Annotated in this window: 18 protein-coding genes and 1 pseudogene; 12 read left to right on the plus strand and 7 right to left on the minus strand. The window is 67.0% G+C overall.

Translation table 11 applies throughout. The features are described from left to right. The first annotated feature begins 217 nt into the window (after positions 1-217). The 7 genes from ACZ418_RS08010 to ACZ418_RS08040 all read left to right on the plus strand — a co-directional run bounded on the left by ACZ418_RS08010 (position 218) and on the right by ACZ418_RS08040 (position 4982). Positions 218-595 (plus strand): hypothetical protein, encoded by a 378-nt coding sequence (locus ACZ418_RS08010; RefSeq protein WP_468358571.1) that lies wholly within the window; start codon positions 218-220, stop codon positions 593-595. Continuing rightward, on the plus strand, positions 595-1050 hold the full coding sequence (locus ACZ418_RS08015) for a hypothetical protein (protein WP_468358574.1): 456 nt from the start codon (positions 595-597) through the stop codon (positions 1048-1050). The genes ACZ418_RS08010 and ACZ418_RS08015 overlap by 1 nt, the downstream gene beginning before the upstream one ends. Continuing rightward, on the plus strand, positions 1050-2387 hold the full coding sequence (locus tag ACZ418_RS08020) for an FtsK/SpoIIIE domain-containing protein (RefSeq protein ID WP_468358577.1): 1338 nt from the start codon (positions 1050-1052) through the stop codon (positions 2385-2387). The genes ACZ418_RS08015 and ACZ418_RS08020 overlap by 1 nt, the downstream gene beginning before the upstream one ends. Continuing rightward, positions 2384-2575, plus strand: coding sequence for a hypothetical protein (locus ACZ418_RS08025; RefSeq protein WP_468358580.1), 192 nt, complete (start codon positions 2384-2386; stop codon positions 2573-2575). The genes ACZ418_RS08020 and ACZ418_RS08025 overlap by 4 nt, the downstream gene beginning before the upstream one ends. A 28-nt stretch (positions 2576-2603) precedes the next feature. Further along, on the plus strand, positions 2604-2954 hold the full coding sequence (locus ACZ418_RS08030; protein ID WP_468358583.1) for an SH3 domain-containing protein: 351 nt from the start codon (positions 2604-2606) through the stop codon (positions 2952-2954). Positions 2955-3103: 149 nt separating this feature from the next. Further along, on the plus strand, positions 3104-4543 hold the full coding sequence (locus tag ACZ418_RS08035) for a replication initiator (protein ID WP_468358587.1): 1440 nt from the start codon (positions 3104-3106) through the stop codon (positions 4541-4543). Then, complete coding sequence (locus tag ACZ418_RS08040) at positions 4533-4982, plus strand: hypothetical protein (protein ID WP_468358590.1); 450 nt, start codon at positions 4533-4535, stop codon at positions 4980-4982. The genes ACZ418_RS08035 and ACZ418_RS08040 overlap by 11 nt, the downstream gene beginning before the upstream one ends. 64 nt (positions 4983-5046) lie before the next feature. Here the strand turns inward: ACZ418_RS08040 and ACZ418_RS08045 are convergent, their stop codons facing one another. The 3 genes from ACZ418_RS08045 to ACZ418_RS08055 form a co-directional block, all read right to left on the minus strand. Beyond that, a complete protein-coding gene (locus ACZ418_RS08045) occupies positions 5047-5340 on the minus strand; it encodes a hypothetical protein (protein ID WP_468358593.1) in 294 nt (97 codons plus the stop codon). Beyond that, a complete protein-coding gene (locus ACZ418_RS08050) occupies positions 5337-5501 on the minus strand; it encodes a hypothetical protein (protein ID WP_468358596.1) in 165 nt (54 codons plus the stop codon). The genes ACZ418_RS08045 and ACZ418_RS08050 overlap by 4 nt, the downstream gene beginning before the upstream one ends. A gap of 398 nt (positions 5502-5899) precedes the next feature. Next, complete coding sequence (locus ACZ418_RS08055; protein WP_468358599.1) at positions 5900-7429, minus strand: recombinase family protein; 1530 nt, start codon at positions 7427-7429, stop codon at positions 5900-5902. A 40-nt stretch (positions 7430-7469) separates the two neighbouring features. Between ACZ418_RS08055 and ACZ418_RS08060 the strand changes: the two are divergent. After that, positions 7470-7880, plus strand: a pseudogene (locus tag ACZ418_RS08060) (SAM-dependent methyltransferase); the annotation flags it as partial. 93 nt (positions 7881-7973) lie between these two features. Here the strand turns inward: ACZ418_RS08060 and ACZ418_RS08065 are convergent. Genes ACZ418_RS08065 through ACZ418_RS08075 form a run of 3 tightly spaced genes read right to left on the minus strand, consistent with a single transcriptional unit; the run spans position 7974 to position 10740 of the window. Continuing rightward, on the minus strand, positions 7974-8726 hold the full coding sequence (locus ACZ418_RS08065; RefSeq protein WP_451552075.1) for an amino acid ABC transporter ATP-binding protein: 753 nt from the start codon (positions 8724-8726) through the stop codon (positions 7974-7976). Positions 8727-8776: 50 nt separating this feature from the next. Beyond that, on the minus strand, positions 8777-9736 hold the full coding sequence (locus ACZ418_RS08070) for an amino acid ABC transporter permease (RefSeq protein ID WP_468358602.1): 960 nt from the start codon (positions 9734-9736) through the stop codon (positions 8777-8779). A gap of 47 nt (positions 9737-9783) precedes the next feature. Beyond that, positions 9784-10740 carry an ABC transporter substrate-binding protein gene (locus ACZ418_RS08075; RefSeq protein ID WP_468358605.1) on the minus strand — a complete coding sequence of 319 codons (957 nt, stop codon included), beginning with the start codon at positions 10738-10740 and terminating at the stop codon, positions 9784-9786. 555 nt (positions 10741-11295) lie between these two features. Here ACZ418_RS08075 and ACZ418_RS08080 point away from each other — a divergent pair. The 4 genes from ACZ418_RS08080 to ACZ418_RS08095 all read left to right on the plus strand — a co-directional run bounded on the left by ACZ418_RS08080 (position 11296) and on the right by ACZ418_RS08095 (position 14532). Next, the gene (locus ACZ418_RS08080) at positions 11296-12519 is read left to right on the plus strand and encodes an NAD(P)-dependent malic enzyme (RefSeq protein WP_468358608.1); all 1224 of its coding nucleotides are present in this window, start codon (positions 11296-11298) and stop codon (positions 12517-12519) included. Between the two features lie 158 nt (positions 12520-12677). Beyond that, entirely contained in the window at positions 12678-13643 is a 966-nt protein-coding gene (locus ACZ418_RS08085) for a zinc-binding dehydrogenase (RefSeq protein WP_468358611.1), read from the plus strand. A 113-nt stretch (positions 13644-13756) separates the two neighbouring features. Beyond that, on the plus strand, positions 13757-13966 hold the full coding sequence (locus tag ACZ418_RS08090; RefSeq protein WP_018571396.1) for a helix-turn-helix domain-containing protein: 210 nt from the start codon (positions 13757-13759) through the stop codon (positions 13964-13966). Continuing rightward, entirely contained in the window at positions 13966-14532 is a 567-nt protein-coding gene (locus ACZ418_RS08095; protein ID WP_468358615.1) for a Clp protease N-terminal domain-containing protein, read from the plus strand. Before ACZ418_RS08090 ends, ACZ418_RS08095 begins: the two co-directional genes overlap by 1 nt. A gap of 35 nt (positions 14533-14567) precedes the next feature. Here ACZ418_RS08095 and ACZ418_RS08100 read toward each other — a convergent pair whose 3' ends face one another. Beyond that, entirely contained in the window at positions 14568-15611 is a 1044-nt protein-coding gene (locus tag ACZ418_RS08100) for a PadR family transcriptional regulator (protein ID WP_468358618.1), read from the minus strand. Between the last annotated feature and the right edge of the window lies 1 nt (position 15612).

Here is a 15612-nt window from a genome sequence, read left to right on the forward strand (position 1 = left end):
GATTTGAGCTGGTGGTCAGTGGTCGTTGTTAGTGCGGCGTGGTATTGCGCGCGGGCAATACTCATGAGGATAAGTGGTTGACCCTCTGCCGCATACCCCCGCCCCACTCATCCGGATAAGTGGTTGACCCTGTTCCCGGCGGCAAGTCAAGATGATCCCTCAACTCATCCGGATGAGTGGCCGGGTGGGTGCCGTGCAGAAACGAGGTGAACCCCCTATGGACAACAAGCCGATTGATGTTGCTCGGCTCGGCGCGATCCGCTGTGTGATCGCTCCGGAACCGCGTCTGACGCCGGAAGGAGAGACGCGCAGGGACCGCGAGGGAAACCCGCTGTGGATCACGGGCCTGTCGGTGCGGCAGGCGGAGGGACGGCGTACGGACGTCGTGCATGTGGTCACCAGCGGACAGCCGCAGGGCCTCATGGAGGGAAGTGAGGTCAGGGTCACGAACCTGTGGGCCAACGACTGGGCGGTGGACGGCCGGACCGGTACGACCTACCGGGCCGATGCGATCACGCCCGTGTCCGGCGGCGCTTCCGCCTCGACGGCTCCGGCGGCTGGTCCGCGCGGGAAGTCGGCGGGCGGTGACGCGTGATGGAGCGCTACTTCTGGCACCTGAACGCCCGGCAGGCGGACGGCATGGCCTGCGTGGTGTGCAACGCCGACTTCGTCACGGCCAAGATCACTTCGATTCCCGTGGGGCGGTCGCCTGCGGATGAGTCACAGGTGTTCGCGTGCAAGGACCCGTGCGCGGCCGTGATCGCTGACGAGGCTGCCCGGATGGCCAAGGAGATGCGGGCGGCGGTCGGCGCCGACGAGGCGGACGGCGGGGACGTTGTGGACGGCGATGACCCGGTGTTCTGCGTCGACGGGCATTTCGGCTCGCTGCTGCGGGACCTGCGGACGCTGGCCGGTGCTGAGGCGCTGCTCGCCACGTCCGACGACATCCCTACCCTTCGCTTCCTCCTCGGCCTGACGGCCCGCCACGCAGAGACGGCCATGATGCGCGCCCGCCTCGTCCTGGCCCGGACCAAGGAAGGGGACGGCTGATGCCTGCCTCGCTGGTGGTCTGGGTCCTGACGGCGCTGGTCCTGGTCGGCGTGATGACACAGCGCTGGTGGGAACCGCGTCTGGCGGCTCGGGGCATCCCGGTGAGGCGGTGGCCGTGGCGGTGGTGGCTGGTCGGCTACCCCGGAACCGCGCTGCGGATCTTCACGACCTGGCGGCGGCTGACCCACCTCAACGGGTTGTCGGTGAGCACGTCGCCGGACCGGAGGGTGATCGGCCGTGATCTCGTGGTGCAGGGACAGGCTCTGCGGCCCAAGCCTCCTCGGCTGTCCTGGCCGGTGCCGACGAAAACCGGGCTGACGCTGCGGGTGCTGCTGCATCCGGGGCAGACTCCGGCGCCGTACTTCGCGGCGGCCCGTGCCATGGAACACGCCTGGCACGTGCACGGGGTGCGGGTTACTTCGCCGCGTCGGGGACAGGTCCTCATTCATGTCACGGCGCTGGACCCCCTGACCGGTGATCTCGCGTCGGTCCGTGCGCCGGCTGCGGAGCTGCTGTCGGCCAACGTGGGCCGGATCGAGGACGGCGACCCCTGGGTGATCGACCTGCGGCGCGTGCCGCACTGGCTGATCACGGGGGCCACACAGTCCGGCAAGTCCTCCTTGCTGGCGGCGCTGGTGCTCGCGCTGGCGCCTCAGCGGGTTGCCCTGGTCGGCATCGACTGCAAGGGCGGCATGGAACTGGGCCTGTTCGGCGGTCGGCTCTCCGCCCTGGCCACCGACCGGACACAAGCGGTCGGCCTGCTCTCCGGCGTGGTCGCCGAGATACAGGCGCGCATGGATCGCTGCCGTGCGTGGGGCAAGCGGTCCGTCTGGGGACTGCCCGAGGAACAGCGGCCGGTGCCCCTCGTCGTGATCGTGGACGAGCTGGCAGAGCTGTACCTCACCGATGGCTCTCGGGCCTCGAAGGACGAGGCGGAGCAGTGCGGAACGCTGCTGCTGCGGGTCGCCCAGCTCGGCGCGGCGCTCGGCGTTCACCTGGTCGTCGCCGGACAGCGGGTCGGCTCCGACATCGGCCCCCGCGTCACCGCGCTGCGCGCCCAGCTCGGCGGACGCGTCGCCCACCGAGCGCACGACGAGGCGTCAGCCGAGATGACCTTGGGCGACATCAACCCGGACGCCGTGATCACCGCCCTGAGCATCACCGAAGACGAACAGGGCGTTGCCGTGGTCGCCATGGGCGGCCGGTGGATGCGCGCCCGTTCCCGCCTCGTCACGACCGCCGATGCGGCCGGTATTGCCCGTATGGACCCCCCGGCGGACCCGTTCCTGACACAGCCAGACCCCGTGACCTTCGAGAAAGGAGGTGCAGCGGAATGACACAGACACAGATATGGGTCATCGACTCGTTCCTGTTCCTGTACGTCGTCCTTACCGCCCGGTCACGGGAAATCCGCTGGTATCAGGCAACCCTGATTTCCCTGTTCGGATTCCTGCTGGCAATGACGCCATTCTCGATCCCCGTCATGGAAATCGTTTCAGCCATAGTCGGCCTCTTTACCGGCTGACCTCCCCGAATCGATAAGGAGAACAAGAATGAAGATCTCTACGCGCATCGTCGGTGCCGCTGCTTCGACCGCCTTTCTCATCGGCGGCGCCCTGGTTTCTGCCCCGACTGCTTCGGCGGCGCCTCAGAGCGCTTCGGCGGCGGCCCTTCCCAAGGCATGCGACTGGGAATGGGCCTGGCCGCAGAAGGAGGCCACCACGACGGCCGTGAACCTGCGCAGTGGTCCGGGCACGAATTACACATCTCTCGGAACCCTGTATAAGGGCGCGCACTTCACCGAATACTGCAACAAGAAATTCGACTGGGGATACGGAAAGGTCACCAGCGGCCCGAATGCCGGACGGTGGGGCTGGGTGAAGGAATCCTATCTCTGGCCCTGATGAAATCGGCCGCTTGTCCTCGGATTTCTCGAAAACACAAACACTCTTCGTAGATCATTCAAGCTGAGCTGAAGCCGTAGCCGAGTAGAGACCAAGACGGAGCCAATCCATGAATGCCGTGCCTATTCCTCGTGAAAGGGGGCCTCCGAATGTCTGTGATGTCGGATGGGGCGCGGCGCTCAGTTCTCAATGAGGCTGAGCGTCTGCGTCTTCTTTCGTCTACCGAGCGTGACCTTATCCGGCTCGTGCATGAACCCGGATTCTCGCGCTGGCTCGATCAGATCAAATCCATTGGCGGGTGTGCCCACCCGATCTACCTTGCCGGGCACACCACGACCCGTGATGCCGTCACGGGGGAAGTGCTGCGGCACTACGACACCAGCAACGAACCCGGCGGCCGGATGCCGGTACGGTGCCGCAACCGGCGTGAGACGCGTTGTGAGCCCTGCTCGTACCTGCACGCGGGCGACACATTCCACCTGGTTCGCTCCGGCCTGCTCGGCGGCAAGGGAGTCACGGACGGCGTTCGGCATCACCCCCGGCTCTTCGTCACCCTGACGGCTCCCTCGTTCGGCGCCGTGCACCGTGCTGACGATGGCGGGGTGTGCCGTCCTCGTCGGCATGGCGGAGTCTGCGAACACGGGCGCCCCGTCGGCTGCGGTCAGAAACACACAGACAGCGATCCCATGGTGGGCCAACCCCTGTGCCGAGACTGCTACGACTACACCGGACACACCCTCTGGCACGCCTCCGCCGGCAAGCTATGGAACCGCTATTGCCACATGCTCAGGCGGCATTTGGCGACGGCGGCAGGAATAACGCAAACCCGCCTGCGGGCACACCTGACCCTCTCCTTTGCCAAAGTCGCCGAATGCCAGGATCGGGGCGCGGTTCACTTCCACGCGGTTATCCGGCTCGACGGGCCCGACGGTCCCTCGTCGCCCCCACCGCTATGGGCTACAACCGATTTGCTGTCAGATGCCGTGCGGTCGGCTGCGGATCAAGTAGAGGTGCACACCCCGTATTCTCCTGCGACCGGTGCGCAGGTCATCAAGTGGGGCAAGCAGCGCGACGTACACCCGATCCGCAGCGACGCATTTACGGAATCGGCAGTGACCGATAGTGCCGTTGCGGCCTACGTCGCGAAATACGTTTCCAAGAGCGTCGGCGACTCGGGCGGAATTGACTACCGGATACAGGACTTCGACAGCATCCGCCTTGCCCCCGTGAATGCCCACCTGCGGGCGCTCATGGCCACCTGCTGGCGCCTGGGCGGCCTGCCAGAGCTGGAGGCGCTGAACCTGCGGGCCTGGGCTCACACACTCGGCTACCGGGGCCACGTGCTCACCAAATCACGCCAGTACTCCACCACTTACGGAGCCCTGCGCGCAGTGCGGGCGGACTACCAGAGCGGCGGCGTGCTCGCCCTGGAGGACCGAGAGACCGTCACGGAATCAGCCTGGCGCTATGTCGGCTCGGGGCACTCGCCGGCAGAAGCAGAAATTGCGTATGGCATCGCTGAAGATCTTGCAGCACTCAGAGAAATTAGAAGGGACTTGGCTGCTGAGGGGTGGGACTATGCTGCGTGAAGGATACGCGGGATGCTTCCACTCGGATCGTTTACTCAGTGGCCGAAAAGAGATGTTGCGCGAATGGCGTGTGACGACAGATTCCCGAGATGTAGCACAGGTAACGGCTCGTAAGCTGGGTGGCGAAGTGTGGGGTATCGAGGATTCCCCACATGGTCGGTGGGAAGTGCTGACGGAATCTCCTGCCGTTGAGATCGTGGTGAGCCACGTCACCAACGGGGAGATTGCTTTTGCTCTGCCTGGAGAAAACGAGATCGGAGAATTCTTCTTCAGGTCTGATATGTGGAACCCCGAAGAGATGTCTCGGATGTCGACGGTTGGTGAGTCCTGTTCGGTGCGATGTGAGTTGAGGCTAAAGCCTGTCGAACTCAAGACGCTGACGGGATTGACGGTTCTCTATATTCTGCCGTCCATCGGACTTCTCACCTCGGGTGTGTAGGGTCAAAGCGAGCCCCGGCAAGTCTGCGTCCTTGCCGGGCCTACACTGTTTTCTTGAAACGTTGTTACCGTGCTGTTTCCTCGGATGGAATGACGTCCGCTACGAAGTAAGCTTCATCCGATTTAGGGGTAAACTTCTCTCGCTCCGAATCGGTCATGGGGCGCGCGAGTGCGACTCTATCGCCGATGCGGACGGCTACATAATCCGTTCCAGGAACGGCGATCGTGTGGGCACTTTCTTCCGCCCCCCTTGAGACTTCCTTAGAAAGCCTGTCAATCAGTGCGCTTCTTCGTTCCGGTGAAAGGCCGCGAATCCTCTTGGCGGCTTTGTTGGCGAACACAATTTCCGGCGTCGTCATGGTGTCAGCTCCTCAGCGGCTGTAACGGCACCGTTACCCAGATCTGCCTCTCCGTCATCGATGGAATCGTAGAGTGACTCAACCGAAAATTCGCCCCCGCCGGGAGTCTTTATCACTCCCTTGATTCGGTAGTAGAAAGCGGCAATCAGGAGCACGAACACGCCCAATCCCGAGATAAAGTCAACTGCCGCTGTGTCACGTCCAAGAAACATTGCCGCTAGTCCGGCCGCGAGGAGACACAACCCTACGACCGCTAGCGGAAGGTGTAGACGTGCGAGGCGTCTAGCTCTCGCAGATACATACCCACTTGGTTTCTTCATGTCACGATCCCCAGCGGACGCGAAGACCCCTAAGTCAAGTCTGCGCCCGGTTCCACCCCATGTCGAGTCGAGGCTCCTGTTCCGTACCGCTTAAGTACGCCAGCCGTAGATGTGATCTTGCTGCGGGTATGACAGGCACCCCGGTTGGTAGATGAGTGACCGAGCCGGCGAGCATGGCGCTCAGCCGGTCGCTCCGGCTACCCTCCCCCAACCGTGAAGATCACTCTACGGCTGGAGTACTAGGCGGCTCTACCCCAGATGTCGGCACCGGTAATGCTGACTCGCTCCTTGGCGCTTGCCGGGAAGAGGGTCACGCGCACGTTAAAGCCGCTAAGAAGCTCGCGACGGGCCGCGTCGTCGTGGGCGGCGTGCCATTCATCCGCCACGGTCTTTCCGGTGGGCACCATTCGCATTCCAGCGGGGCGCTCCGGCAACTTCTTGAGCTCGGCGATTTCGCGACCCATGCGGGCGTACTCGCGCCGGTACCACTCGGCATCGTCCTCGGAGTCGTAGAGACCTGCTGAACGGTCATCCCGAAGACGCTTTCGGTCTGCCTCCAATTCGGCGATACGTGCGGCATATCCGGTTCCCGGGTCGTACTGGCGCTTCATGAGCTGACCGCTTCCGTATCTCCCCAGGAACCATTCAGTGACGATCTTGTTCAGCTTGGGAACGGACATGTTGGGAGCCGGGGCACAGTCCTTCGATGCGATCACCCCGAGTACGCGCCCATCGCAACCGTAAGAGTTGTTCTGGCCCTTACGGCCGTAGATGTACAGTGCACGACCACAATTCCCGCAGTAGGCGCGCCCCGAGAGAAGGTACGTGGACTTCGGGGCTCTGCGCTGTGCTTCGCTTACCTTCCGCTTGGGGGCGGTCTTCTTGATCAGAGCATCCCGAGTAGCGCGGTCCCACAACGGCGGGGCAAGGCGCCGAGGGTGGCCGTCCGGTCCGATTACCGGGCGGCCGTTGTGCATCAGATACCCCAAAGATCCTTCGCTGACGAGAAGCCTTTTCAGGGTCTTAGCGTTCCACCGGAACCCCTTGGGCTTCCGGCCGCTCAGAACAGCGCGGTAATCCTCCGGGGTTGGCACCCCTTCGCGGCTGAGGCGTGCCGCCTCGGTGTGTACGGTGATCTCTCCCGTCTCGTCGGCAAGGATGCGTTCTGCGACGGTGCGCAGAATCTCAGCGGGCACGGGGTCAATCTCGACGTGATCGACCTTGCCGTTAGGAGTGAGTCGCACATAGCGGTAGCCGTACTGATTCTTCTGCTTCGGCTTGCCGTTGGTGCGCGCTCGTTGCGTGTCCTCCCGGTTGCGCTTCTGGATTGCCCTCAACTCCATTTGCGCGCCGAAGGATTCCATGGAAAGGCGCATCTCGTCGTTGGCGTCGTTGAGGTCCCACGGTCCGTCATGCCCGTACGTGACCAGTAGGCGGCCGGACTCGTGGATCATGTAGGCGGTGTTCAACACGTCGCGCTGGTTCCGGCCGATCCGGTCGACGGCGGCGCCCACGATCCCCGAGTACGGGCCTGCCTCGTCCCTCAGCCACGGGCCCAGTCCCGGCCGCGTGAGGGGGTCTGTGGCGCCCGAGACCTCCCAGTCATCGGCCCACGCGATGATGTGGCCACCAACGGACTCAGCCGCGCTGAGAACCTGGTCTAGCTGCTTCTCGGGGCTGTTGCTCGCGTCCTTCATGCGCGACAACCGCCGTACGCCTACCAGGCACTTTCCGCATCCGTCGTAGTCGGTGGTGATCACCTGGTCCATGATGTCCGCTCTCCGATCCGCACGCATGTGCGTTTAGGGAGCGCTCCTCACCGCGACGGCCCTGCACTGGCTGCACAGCGAACCTCTCGCGGCCCTCTACGGTCAGGTCGCGGAGCTGGTCCGCGACGGCGGTGTCTTCATGAACGCGGACCACATGATCGACGACAGCACGCCCCGGATCAACGCCGCCGAGCGCGCCCGGCGCCACACCCGCATGGATCAGGCCAAGCGGGACGGTGCCCTGGACTGGGCCGAATGGTGGCAGCTCGCGGCCGAGGACCCGGTCCTCGCCGAGCCCACCGCCCGCCGCTTCGAGATCTACGGCGAGCACGCGGACGGGGACACGCCCCCGGCCGCCTGGCACACGCGCACCCTGCTGGCGCGGGGCTTCGCCGAGGCCCGGCCGGTGTGGTGCTCACCGTCGGACACGCTGCTGCTCGCCCTCAAGTAGCGGCCGGGCGTCGAAGCCGCAGCTGCTGCCGTAGCGGGGCATGCGAAAGGGGCGGTACGAGGATCGCGTACCGCCCCTTTCGCGTGCGTGCCGCTACAGCACCTTGGACAGGAACGACTGCGTCCGCTCGTGCTGAGGGTTCGTCAGGACCTCGCGGGGATGGCCCGATTCGACCACCACGCCCTCGTCCATGAACACCAGGCTGTCGCCCACCTCGCGGGCGAAGCCCATCTCGTGGGTCACGACGACCATGGTCATACCGGACTCGGCGAGGTCCCGCATGACGTCCAGGACGTCACCGACCAGCTCCGGGTCCAGGGCCGAGGTCGGCTCGTCGAACAGCATCAGCTTCGGGTCCATCGCGAGGGCCCGGGCGATCGCCACCCGCTGCTGCTGGCCGCCGGAGAGCTGCGAGGGGTAGTGCCCGGCCCGGTCGGCCAGGCCGACCCGCTCCAGCAGCTGCATGGCCCGCTCCCGGGCCTGCGCCTTGCTCACGCCCTTGACCTGCACCGGCGCCTCGATGACGTTCTCCAGGGCCGTCATGTGCGGGAACAGGTTGAAGCGCTGGAAGACCATGCCGATGTCCCGGCGCTTGCGCGCGACCTCGCTGTCCTTCAGCTCGTAGAGCTTGTCGCCCTTCTGGCGGTAACCGACCAGCTCGCCGTCGACGTACAGCCGGCCGGCGTTGATCTTCTCCAGGTGGTTGATGCAGCGCAGGAACGTCGACTTGCCGGAGCCGGAGGGGCCGATCAGGCAGAACACCTCACCCGGCCTCACCTCCAGGTCGATGCCCTTGAGCACCTCGACATGGCCGAAGGACTTGTGCACACCCTGCGCCCTGACCATCGGGACCGTGGCCTCGGGCGGGGTGTCCTGCGTCTTGCTGAGCTTGTCGGTCATGCCGTGACCTTCCTGCTAGAGAAGGTCGTCAGATGTCCCTTGACCTTCTGCCACGGGGTCGGCGGGAGGCTGCGGCTGGAACCGCGGGCGTAGTAGCGCTCGATGTAGTACTGGCCGACGCTCAGCACCGAGGTCATGATCAGGTACCAGGCCGCGGCGAGGAAGTACATCTCCACCGGGGCGCCGGAGTTCTGGCCGATGTCCTGGGCGTAGCGGAACAGCTCGGGATACTGGACGGCCGCCACGAGCGAGGTCGTCTTCAGCATGTTGATGACCTCGTTGCCGGTCGGCGGCACGATCACTCGCATCGCCTGCGGGATGATCACCCGGCGCAGGGTCTTGCTGTGGCTCATGCCCAGCGCGTGGGCCGCCTCGGTCTGGCCCTCGTCCACCGCGAGCAGGCCCGCCCGGCAGATCTCGGCCATGTACGCCGCCTCGTTCAGACCCAGGCCGAGCAGCGCCGTCAGCAGCGGCGTCATGAAGTTCGACCAGTAGTCCTTGTAGAACGGCATCAGGTTGATGTACTCGAAGACCAGGCCCAGGTTGAACCACAGGAACAGCTGGACCAGGACCGGCGTGCCGCGGAAGAACCAGATGTAGAACCAGGCGATCGACGAGGTCACCGGGTTCTTCGACAGCCGCATCACCGCGAGGACGATGCCGAGGACGATGCCGATCAGCATCGATAGGACCGTCAGCAGCAGGGTCTTGCCGACACCGGTCGTGATCCGGTGGTCGAAGAAGTACTCCGGCACCGCATGCCAGTTGATCTTGCCCTGGCTGAAGGCGTAGACGATCGCCACGAGGATGCCGATGGCGATGAGGGCGGATATGTAGCGCCCGTAGTGCCGGACCGGGATGGCCCTGATGGCCTCCGGGCCGTCGGCCGGGAGGGCGGGGTTCTCGCCGTCGTCCTCCCCGGCGCCCTCTCCGGCCGTCTTCTCGATGTCAGTCACGGGTGTTGCCTCTCAGTGGCCGCTTCTGCTTCTGCTGCTTCCGCGGGTCACTTGCCGCCGTTGATCACGGACTCCTTGACGGCGCCGTCCTGGGCGCCCCACTTCTGGAGGATCTTCGCGTACTCGCCGTCCTTGATGACCGCGTTCATCGCGGCCTGCAGCGCGTCGCGCAGCTGGGTGTCCTTCTTGGCCACGGCGATGCCGTACGGGGCCGCCTCGACCTGCTGGCCGACGATCTGGAAGTCCTTGCCGCCGCCGGAGGTCTTCACCGCGTACGCGGCGACCGGGAAGTCGGAGGAGGCCGCGTCCACACCGCCCGAGCGCAGCCGGGTCTGGGACTGCTGGTCGTCGTCGAACGGCTCGATGGTGAGCTTCTTGCCGCTCGGACACTTCTTGGCCTCCTGCTTGGCCAGGTCCTCCGAGACGGTACCGCGCTCCACGGCGATCTTCTTGCCGCACAGGTCCGACCAGCCGTTGATGCCCTGGGTGTCGCCCTTGCGGGTGTAGATGGAGACACCGGCGGTCAGGTAGTCGACGAAGTCGACGCCCTCGCCGACCTTCTTGCCCGTGTCCGGGTCGACGCCCTCCTGGCGGTTCTTGTTGTCGGTCATGGCCGACATGGCTATGTCGTAGCGGCCCGAGCGCAGACCGGTGAGCAGGGCGTCGAACGTGCCGTTCTGGAACTCCAGCGTCACGCCGAGCTGCTTGCCCATGGCCGCCGCGAGGTCCGGGTCCAGGCCGACGGCCTTGCCGGAGGAGTCCTTGAACTCCACCGGGGCGTACGCGATGTCCGAACCGACCTCGATCTTGCCCTTGTCCCGGATCTCCTTGGGGAGCTTGTCGGCCAGCGGGGCGCTGCTGACGGAAGCGCCGGAGTCCTTGCTCTTGTCCTTGGTCTGGTCACCGCAGCCGGTGAGCAGCAGGGCGCCCGCGACCGCGATCGCACCGGCCGCTGCCAGACGGGAGCGTGCGGCGGTCGTACGACGGGTGGAGCTTGCGGTCATCGTGGTTCCTCCGGCGGTGGGAAAGGTGCCGATAGGTCAGCGAGAGCACACACCTTCGGGTGTCGCGACCTCGTGGGTTTACGGCATCTTGCCATTCGGACTACGCCGTTCAGGGGTGCGGCTATGTCAAAATCGGATAACGGGTCACCCCCGAACCGCATCAGGTCGGTACATCCTTGGTAGTTCACCACCGAACCATCTGCGGGAATCCAGCCTTCCGGCCGGAAAATCTTCGGCGCGTCTCACGATGTGGTCAGCGCGGGCGCCGGTGTGTTCAGCGTCTCCGCCTGCCCGGCGCGGTTGTCAGCCGCGTGTCATCTCGGCGTGGCTTTCCGGTTCCGCGATGTGACCTTGCACCTAATGGACTCGTCGTGGGCACCGTCCGTCCGGTAAGAAGGTTCTTTACACCCCTCATCCGGGGCTCAGGGCGCGTGTGCGGCGCGCCCGTCGCGTATGGCCCGTACGTATCAGCAATCGGGCGGTGCGCGGTGCCCGCCCACCCCTCACCAGGAGTGGTCGACCCTCAAACCATGCATACCTAAGGGGTAAAACGAAGTGGCAGCGGAGATCGTCAATCCTCGCAGCGACAGCAATACGGACCAGGACGGCGGGGCCGAGCCCCTCGATTCCTTCGATCCGGCGTTCGCGCTGCACCGCGGCGGCAAGATGGCCGTGCAGGCCACCGTGCCGGTCCGTGACAAGGACGACCTTTCCCTCGCGTACACGCCCGGCGTCGCGCGCGTGTGCACCGCGATCGCGGAACAGCCGGAGCTGGTCAACGACTACACATGGAAGTCCTCCGTGGTCGCCGTCGTCACCGACGGTACGGCCGTGCTCGGACTCGGGGACATCGGTCCCGAGGCCTCCCTCCCGGTGATGGAGGGCAAGGCGATCCTGTTCAAGCAGTTCGGCGGCGTCGACGCGGTGCCGATCGCGCTCGACTGCACCGACGTGGACGACATCGTCGAGACCGTCGTCCGGCTCGCCCCGTCCTTCGGCGGAGTGAACCTGGAGGACATCTCGGCACCCCGGTGCTTCGAGATCGAGCGCCGGCTCCAGGAGCGCCTGGACATCCCGGTCTTCCACGACGACCAGCACGGTACGGCCGTCGTGACGCTCGCGGCGCTGCGGAACGCGGCGCGGTTGAGCGGGCGGGAGATCGGGCAGCTGCGGGCCGTCATCTCGGGCGCCGGCGCGGCCGGCGTGGCCATCGCCAAGATGCTGGTCGAGGCCGGCATCGGGGACGTGGCCGTGGCGGACCGCAAGGGCGTCGTGTCGGCCGACCGGGAGGACCTGACCCCGGTCAAGCGGGAGCTCGCGGGCTTCACCAACAAGGCCGGCATCAGCGGCTCGCTGGAGGACGCCCTCGCGGGCGCGGACGTCTTCATCGGCGTCTCCGGCGGTACGGTCGCGGAGGAGGCCGTGGCCTCCATGGCTGAGGGCGCCTTCGTGTTCGCGATGGCCAACCCGAACCCCGAGGTGCACCCGGAGGTCGCGCACAAGTACGCGGCCGTGGTCGCCACAGGGCGGTCCGACTTCCCGAACCAGATCAACAACGTGCTGGCGTTCCCGGGCATCTTCGCGGGCGCGCTGCAGGTGCGGGCTTCTCGGATCACCGAGGGGATGAAGATCGCGGCGGCGGAGGCGCTGGCCGCGGTGGTGGGCGATGACCTCGCCGCCGACTATGTGATTCCCTCGCCGTTCGACGAGCGGGTCGCTCCTGCGGTCACGGCGGCGGTCGCGGCCGCGGCTCGTGCCGAGGGCGTTGCTCGTCGCTGACCTTGCGCTGAATGGCCCCGTCCGTTCGGGCGGGGCCATTTCTTTGCCTGGAAGGCGTCAGGGCTCGGCTGCGCCGCATGGGTGTCCCTGTGCAAGAGGGCATGTGTCACAGGCCCCCGCGGTTCCGTCGGCTGATCAACGCACCTATCGTCGGCTGCATGTTCGCTGTCTACGCCGCCCGAATCGACCGCGACCAGCCGCTCACCGGCCTGGAGTTGGGGGAGCGTCCGGCTCCCCAGGCCCGGCCCGGCTGGAGCACCATCACGGTGCGTGCCGCCTCCCTCAACCACCACGACCTCTGGTCCCTGCGGGGCGTCGGCCTCCCGGAGGACCGGCTGCCGATGATCCTCGGCTGCGACGCCGCCGGTGTCGACGAGGACGGCAACGAGGTCGTCCTGCACTCCGTCATCGGCCAGACCGGTCACGGCGTCGGCCCCGACGAGCCCCGCTCCATCCTCACCGAGCGCTACCAGGGCACCTTCGCCGAGCAGGTCGCCGTGCCGACCTGGAACGTGCTGCCCAAGCCCAAGGAGCTGTCCTTCGCCGAGGCGGCCTGTCTGCCGACCGCCTGGCTGACGGCCTACCGGATGCTGTTCACCAACGCCGGCGTACGGCCCGGTGACTCGGTCCTCGTGCAGGGTGCGGGCGGCGGTGTCGCCACGGCCGCGATCGTGCTCGGCAAGGCGGCGGGGCTGCGCGTCTTCGCGACCAGCCGGGACGAGGCCAAGCGGAAGCGGGCGGTGGAACTGGGGGCCGTGGAGGCGGTGGAGCCGGGGGCCCGGCTGCCGCAGCGGGTGGACGCCGTGATCGAGACCGTGGGTGCCGCCACCTGGTCCCACTCGGTGAAGTCGCTGCGGCCCGGAGGCACGATCGTCATCTCCGGTGCCACCAGCGGGGACCGGCCCTCGCACGCCGAGCTGACCCGGATCTTCTTCCTGGAGCTGAAGGTCGTCGGCTCCACCATGGGCACCAAGGAGGAGCTGGAGGACCTGCTCTCCTTCTGTGCCGCGACCGGGGTGCGGCCCGTCATCGACGAGGAACTGCCGCTGGACCGCGCCCGCGAGGGCTTCGAACGGCTCGCGTCCGGGGAGCAGTTCGGGAAGATCGTGCTCACCAACTCCTGAAGTCCTTGACGAGAGCGGTTATCGGGCGGGTCCGGGGGTCCGGGCCCGCCTTTTCCATGCCGCGAGTGTCAACGATGGTTGACATGGAGGCCTTGTCAACGTAAGTTGACATCATGACCGAGGCAACCGATCTCGCCGAGCGCGCCGGCGACCGTGATCCGCGGGTCGGACTGCGGGCCGTGGCCGCGCTGCGCAGGCTGCTGGAGCAGCTGGAGGCGGTACAGGTGCGCAGCGCGCGCAATCAGGGCTGGTCGTGGCAGGAGATCGCCGCGGAGCTCGGAGTCAGCAGGCAGGCCGTGCACAAGAAGTACGGGAGGCAGTGATGTTCGAACGCTTCACCAGGGACGCCCGTGAGGTCGTGAAGGGAGCGTTCGTCCACTGCGAACGCTCGGGTGAGGAGACCGTCGGTGCCGAGCATCTGCTGCTCGCCCTTCTCGACCGGGACGGCAGCCGTGCCTCCTTCGCGCTGGCCGCACTGGGGCTCGGGGAGCGCAAGGCGTCCGTACGGCAGGCGCTGGACGAGGCGCGGCGGCGCGGCGGGCTGTCGCGGGCCGACTCGGACGCGCTGGCGGGGCTGGGGATCGATGTGTCGGAGATCGTCGCCCGGGTCGAGGAGGTGCACGGTGTCGGGGCCATGTCCGGCGACCCGGAGGACCGGCGCCGGTGGCCGGGGCGGCGGCCGGGCTTCGGCCGGGGCGCCAGGACCGTCCTGGAGAGGTCGCTGCGGGTCGCCGTCGGACACCGCGACCGGCACATCGGCGACGAGCACCTTCTGCTCGCGCTGACCGTCCTGCCCGGGGTGGTGGGCGAGGTGCTGGCGGACCACGGTGTGACGCACGCGTCGGTGACTCGTGTGCTGTACGGCGCGGGCGAGGCGCAGGCCGGCTGAGGCACCGGCCGGGCGCTGTCCCGCTCCTGGCCTGCTCAGGCCTTCGGCGTCCGAAGGAGCGCGCCGATGTGGGCCGCCGCCGTGGACAGATGGCGGCGGGCCTCCCGGAGCTGAGTCGGGGTGACTCCGTGGTCGCGGGCCGCGTCGCGGATGTCGTCGCGGAAGCGGTCCAGGAGTCGGTCCAGGTCGCGGGCCGGTTCGCCGGTGGAGTCCTCGTGGGCCCAGGTGGGTTCGTACTCGGCCGGGAAGTCCTCGTCCGGAGAGACGTAGTGCGCGTCGGCCGGTGCGGCGGTGGGCTTCGGTGACGGTTCCCCGGGGGTGCGGGGGGAGCCCCAGTACTTGCCGAAATCGCCCAGCTCCCTGGCCAGTTCGGACAGGCCCTCGCGGACACCCGTCGGCCAGTCGCCCTGGGCGAAGTGGTCCTGGACGCGGTCCTGGACCCGGCGGGCGATGCGCTGCACCTCCTCCTGCGCCTGGGCCCGCGCCCGCGCCTGCGCCTCCTGCGCCTGGTGGCGGGCCCGCTGGGCCTCCTCGCGGGCCCGGCGGCTCTCGTCCTTGGCGCGGCGGGCCTGCTCCTTCCACTCCTGCTTGACCCGGCGCATCTCCTCCTTGGCGGCCTTCCAGGCCTCCTTGTCGCCGAGGTCGCCGTACTCCCCGAAGAGGCCCGCGCCGGCGCCCGCCTTCGCGCCCCGGCGGGCCTCGGACGCGGCGGCGCGCATCTCGCGGCGCAGATCGCCGGCCGCGCCGCGCACGTCGGCCTGTATCTCGGCGGCCAGTTCCGCGACCGACTCGCGGATCTCCAGCTCCAGGTCGGCCAACTCGCCGCTGCGGTCGGCCAGTTCGGCCCGACCCGCGTCCGTGATGGCGTACACCTTGCGGCCGCCCTCGGTGGTGTGCCTGACCAGGCCCTCGGCCTCCAGCTTGGCCAACCGGGGATAGACCGTGCCCGCCGAAGGGGCGTACAGGCCCTGGAAGCGCTCCTCAAGGAGCCTGATCACCTCGTAGCCGTGGCGCGGGGCCTCGTCGAGCAGCTTGAGCAGATACAGGCGGAGGCGCCCGTGGGCGAAGACGGGGGGCATG

This window comes from Streptomyces sp. NPDC030820 (assembly GCF_055572075.1).

Bases quoted from the DNA above. Each gene is read 5' to 3' on its own strand.
- ACZ418_RS08010 (WP_468358571.1), top strand. From the start codon at position 218: ATGGACAACAAGCCGATTGATGTTGCTCGGCTCGGCGCGATCCGCTGT.
- ACZ418_RS08015 (WP_468358574.1), top strand. From the start codon at position 595: ATGGAGCGCTACTTCTGGCACCTGAACGCCCGGCAGGCGGACGGCATG.
- ACZ418_RS08020 (WP_468358577.1), top strand. From the start codon at position 1,050: ATGCCTGCCTCGCTGGTGGTCTGGGTCCTGACGGCGCTGGTCCTGGTC.
- ACZ418_RS08025 (WP_468358580.1), top strand. From the start codon at position 2,384: ATGACACAGACACAGATATGGGTCATCGACTCGTTCCTGTTCCTGTAC.
- ACZ418_RS08030 (WP_468358583.1), top strand. From the start codon at position 2,604: ATGAAGATCTCTACGCGCATCGTCGGTGCCGCTGCTTCGACCGCCTTT.
- ACZ418_RS08035 (WP_468358587.1), top strand. From the start codon at position 3,104: ATGTCTGTGATGTCGGATGGGGCGCGGCGCTCAGTTCTCAATGAGGCT.
- ACZ418_RS08040 (WP_468358590.1), top strand. From the start codon at position 4,533: ATGCTGCGTGAAGGATACGCGGGATGCTTCCACTCGGATCGTTTACTC.
- ACZ418_RS08045 (WP_468358593.1), bottom strand. From the start codon at position 5,340: ATGACGACGCCGGAAATTGTGTTCGCCAACAAAGCCGCCAAGAGGATT.
- ACZ418_RS08055 (WP_468358599.1), bottom strand. From the start codon at position 7,429: ATGGACCAGGTGATCACCACCGACTACGACGGATGCGGAAAGTGCCTG.
- ACZ418_RS08065 (WP_451552075.1), bottom strand. From the start codon at position 8,726: ATGGTCAGGGCGCAGGGTGTGCACAAGTCCTTCGGCCATGTCGAGGTG.
- ACZ418_RS08075 (WP_468358605.1), bottom strand. From the start codon at position 10,740: ATGACCGCAAGCTCCACCCGTCGTACGACCGCCGCACGCTCCCGTCTG.
- ACZ418_RS08085 (WP_468358611.1), top strand. From the start codon at position 12,678: ATGTTCGCTGTCTACGCCGCCCGAATCGACCGCGACCAGCCGCTCACC.
- ACZ418_RS08090 (WP_018571396.1), top strand. From the start codon at position 13,757: ATGACCGAGGCAACCGATCTCGCCGAGCGCGCCGGCGACCGTGATCCG.
- ACZ418_RS08095 (WP_468358615.1), top strand. From the start codon at position 13,966: ATGTTCGAACGCTTCACCAGGGACGCCCGTGAGGTCGTGAAGGGAGCG.
- ACZ418_RS08100 (WP_468358618.1), bottom strand. From the start codon at position 15,611: ATGCCCCCCGTCTTCGCCCACGGGCGCCTCCGCCTGTATCTGCTCAAG.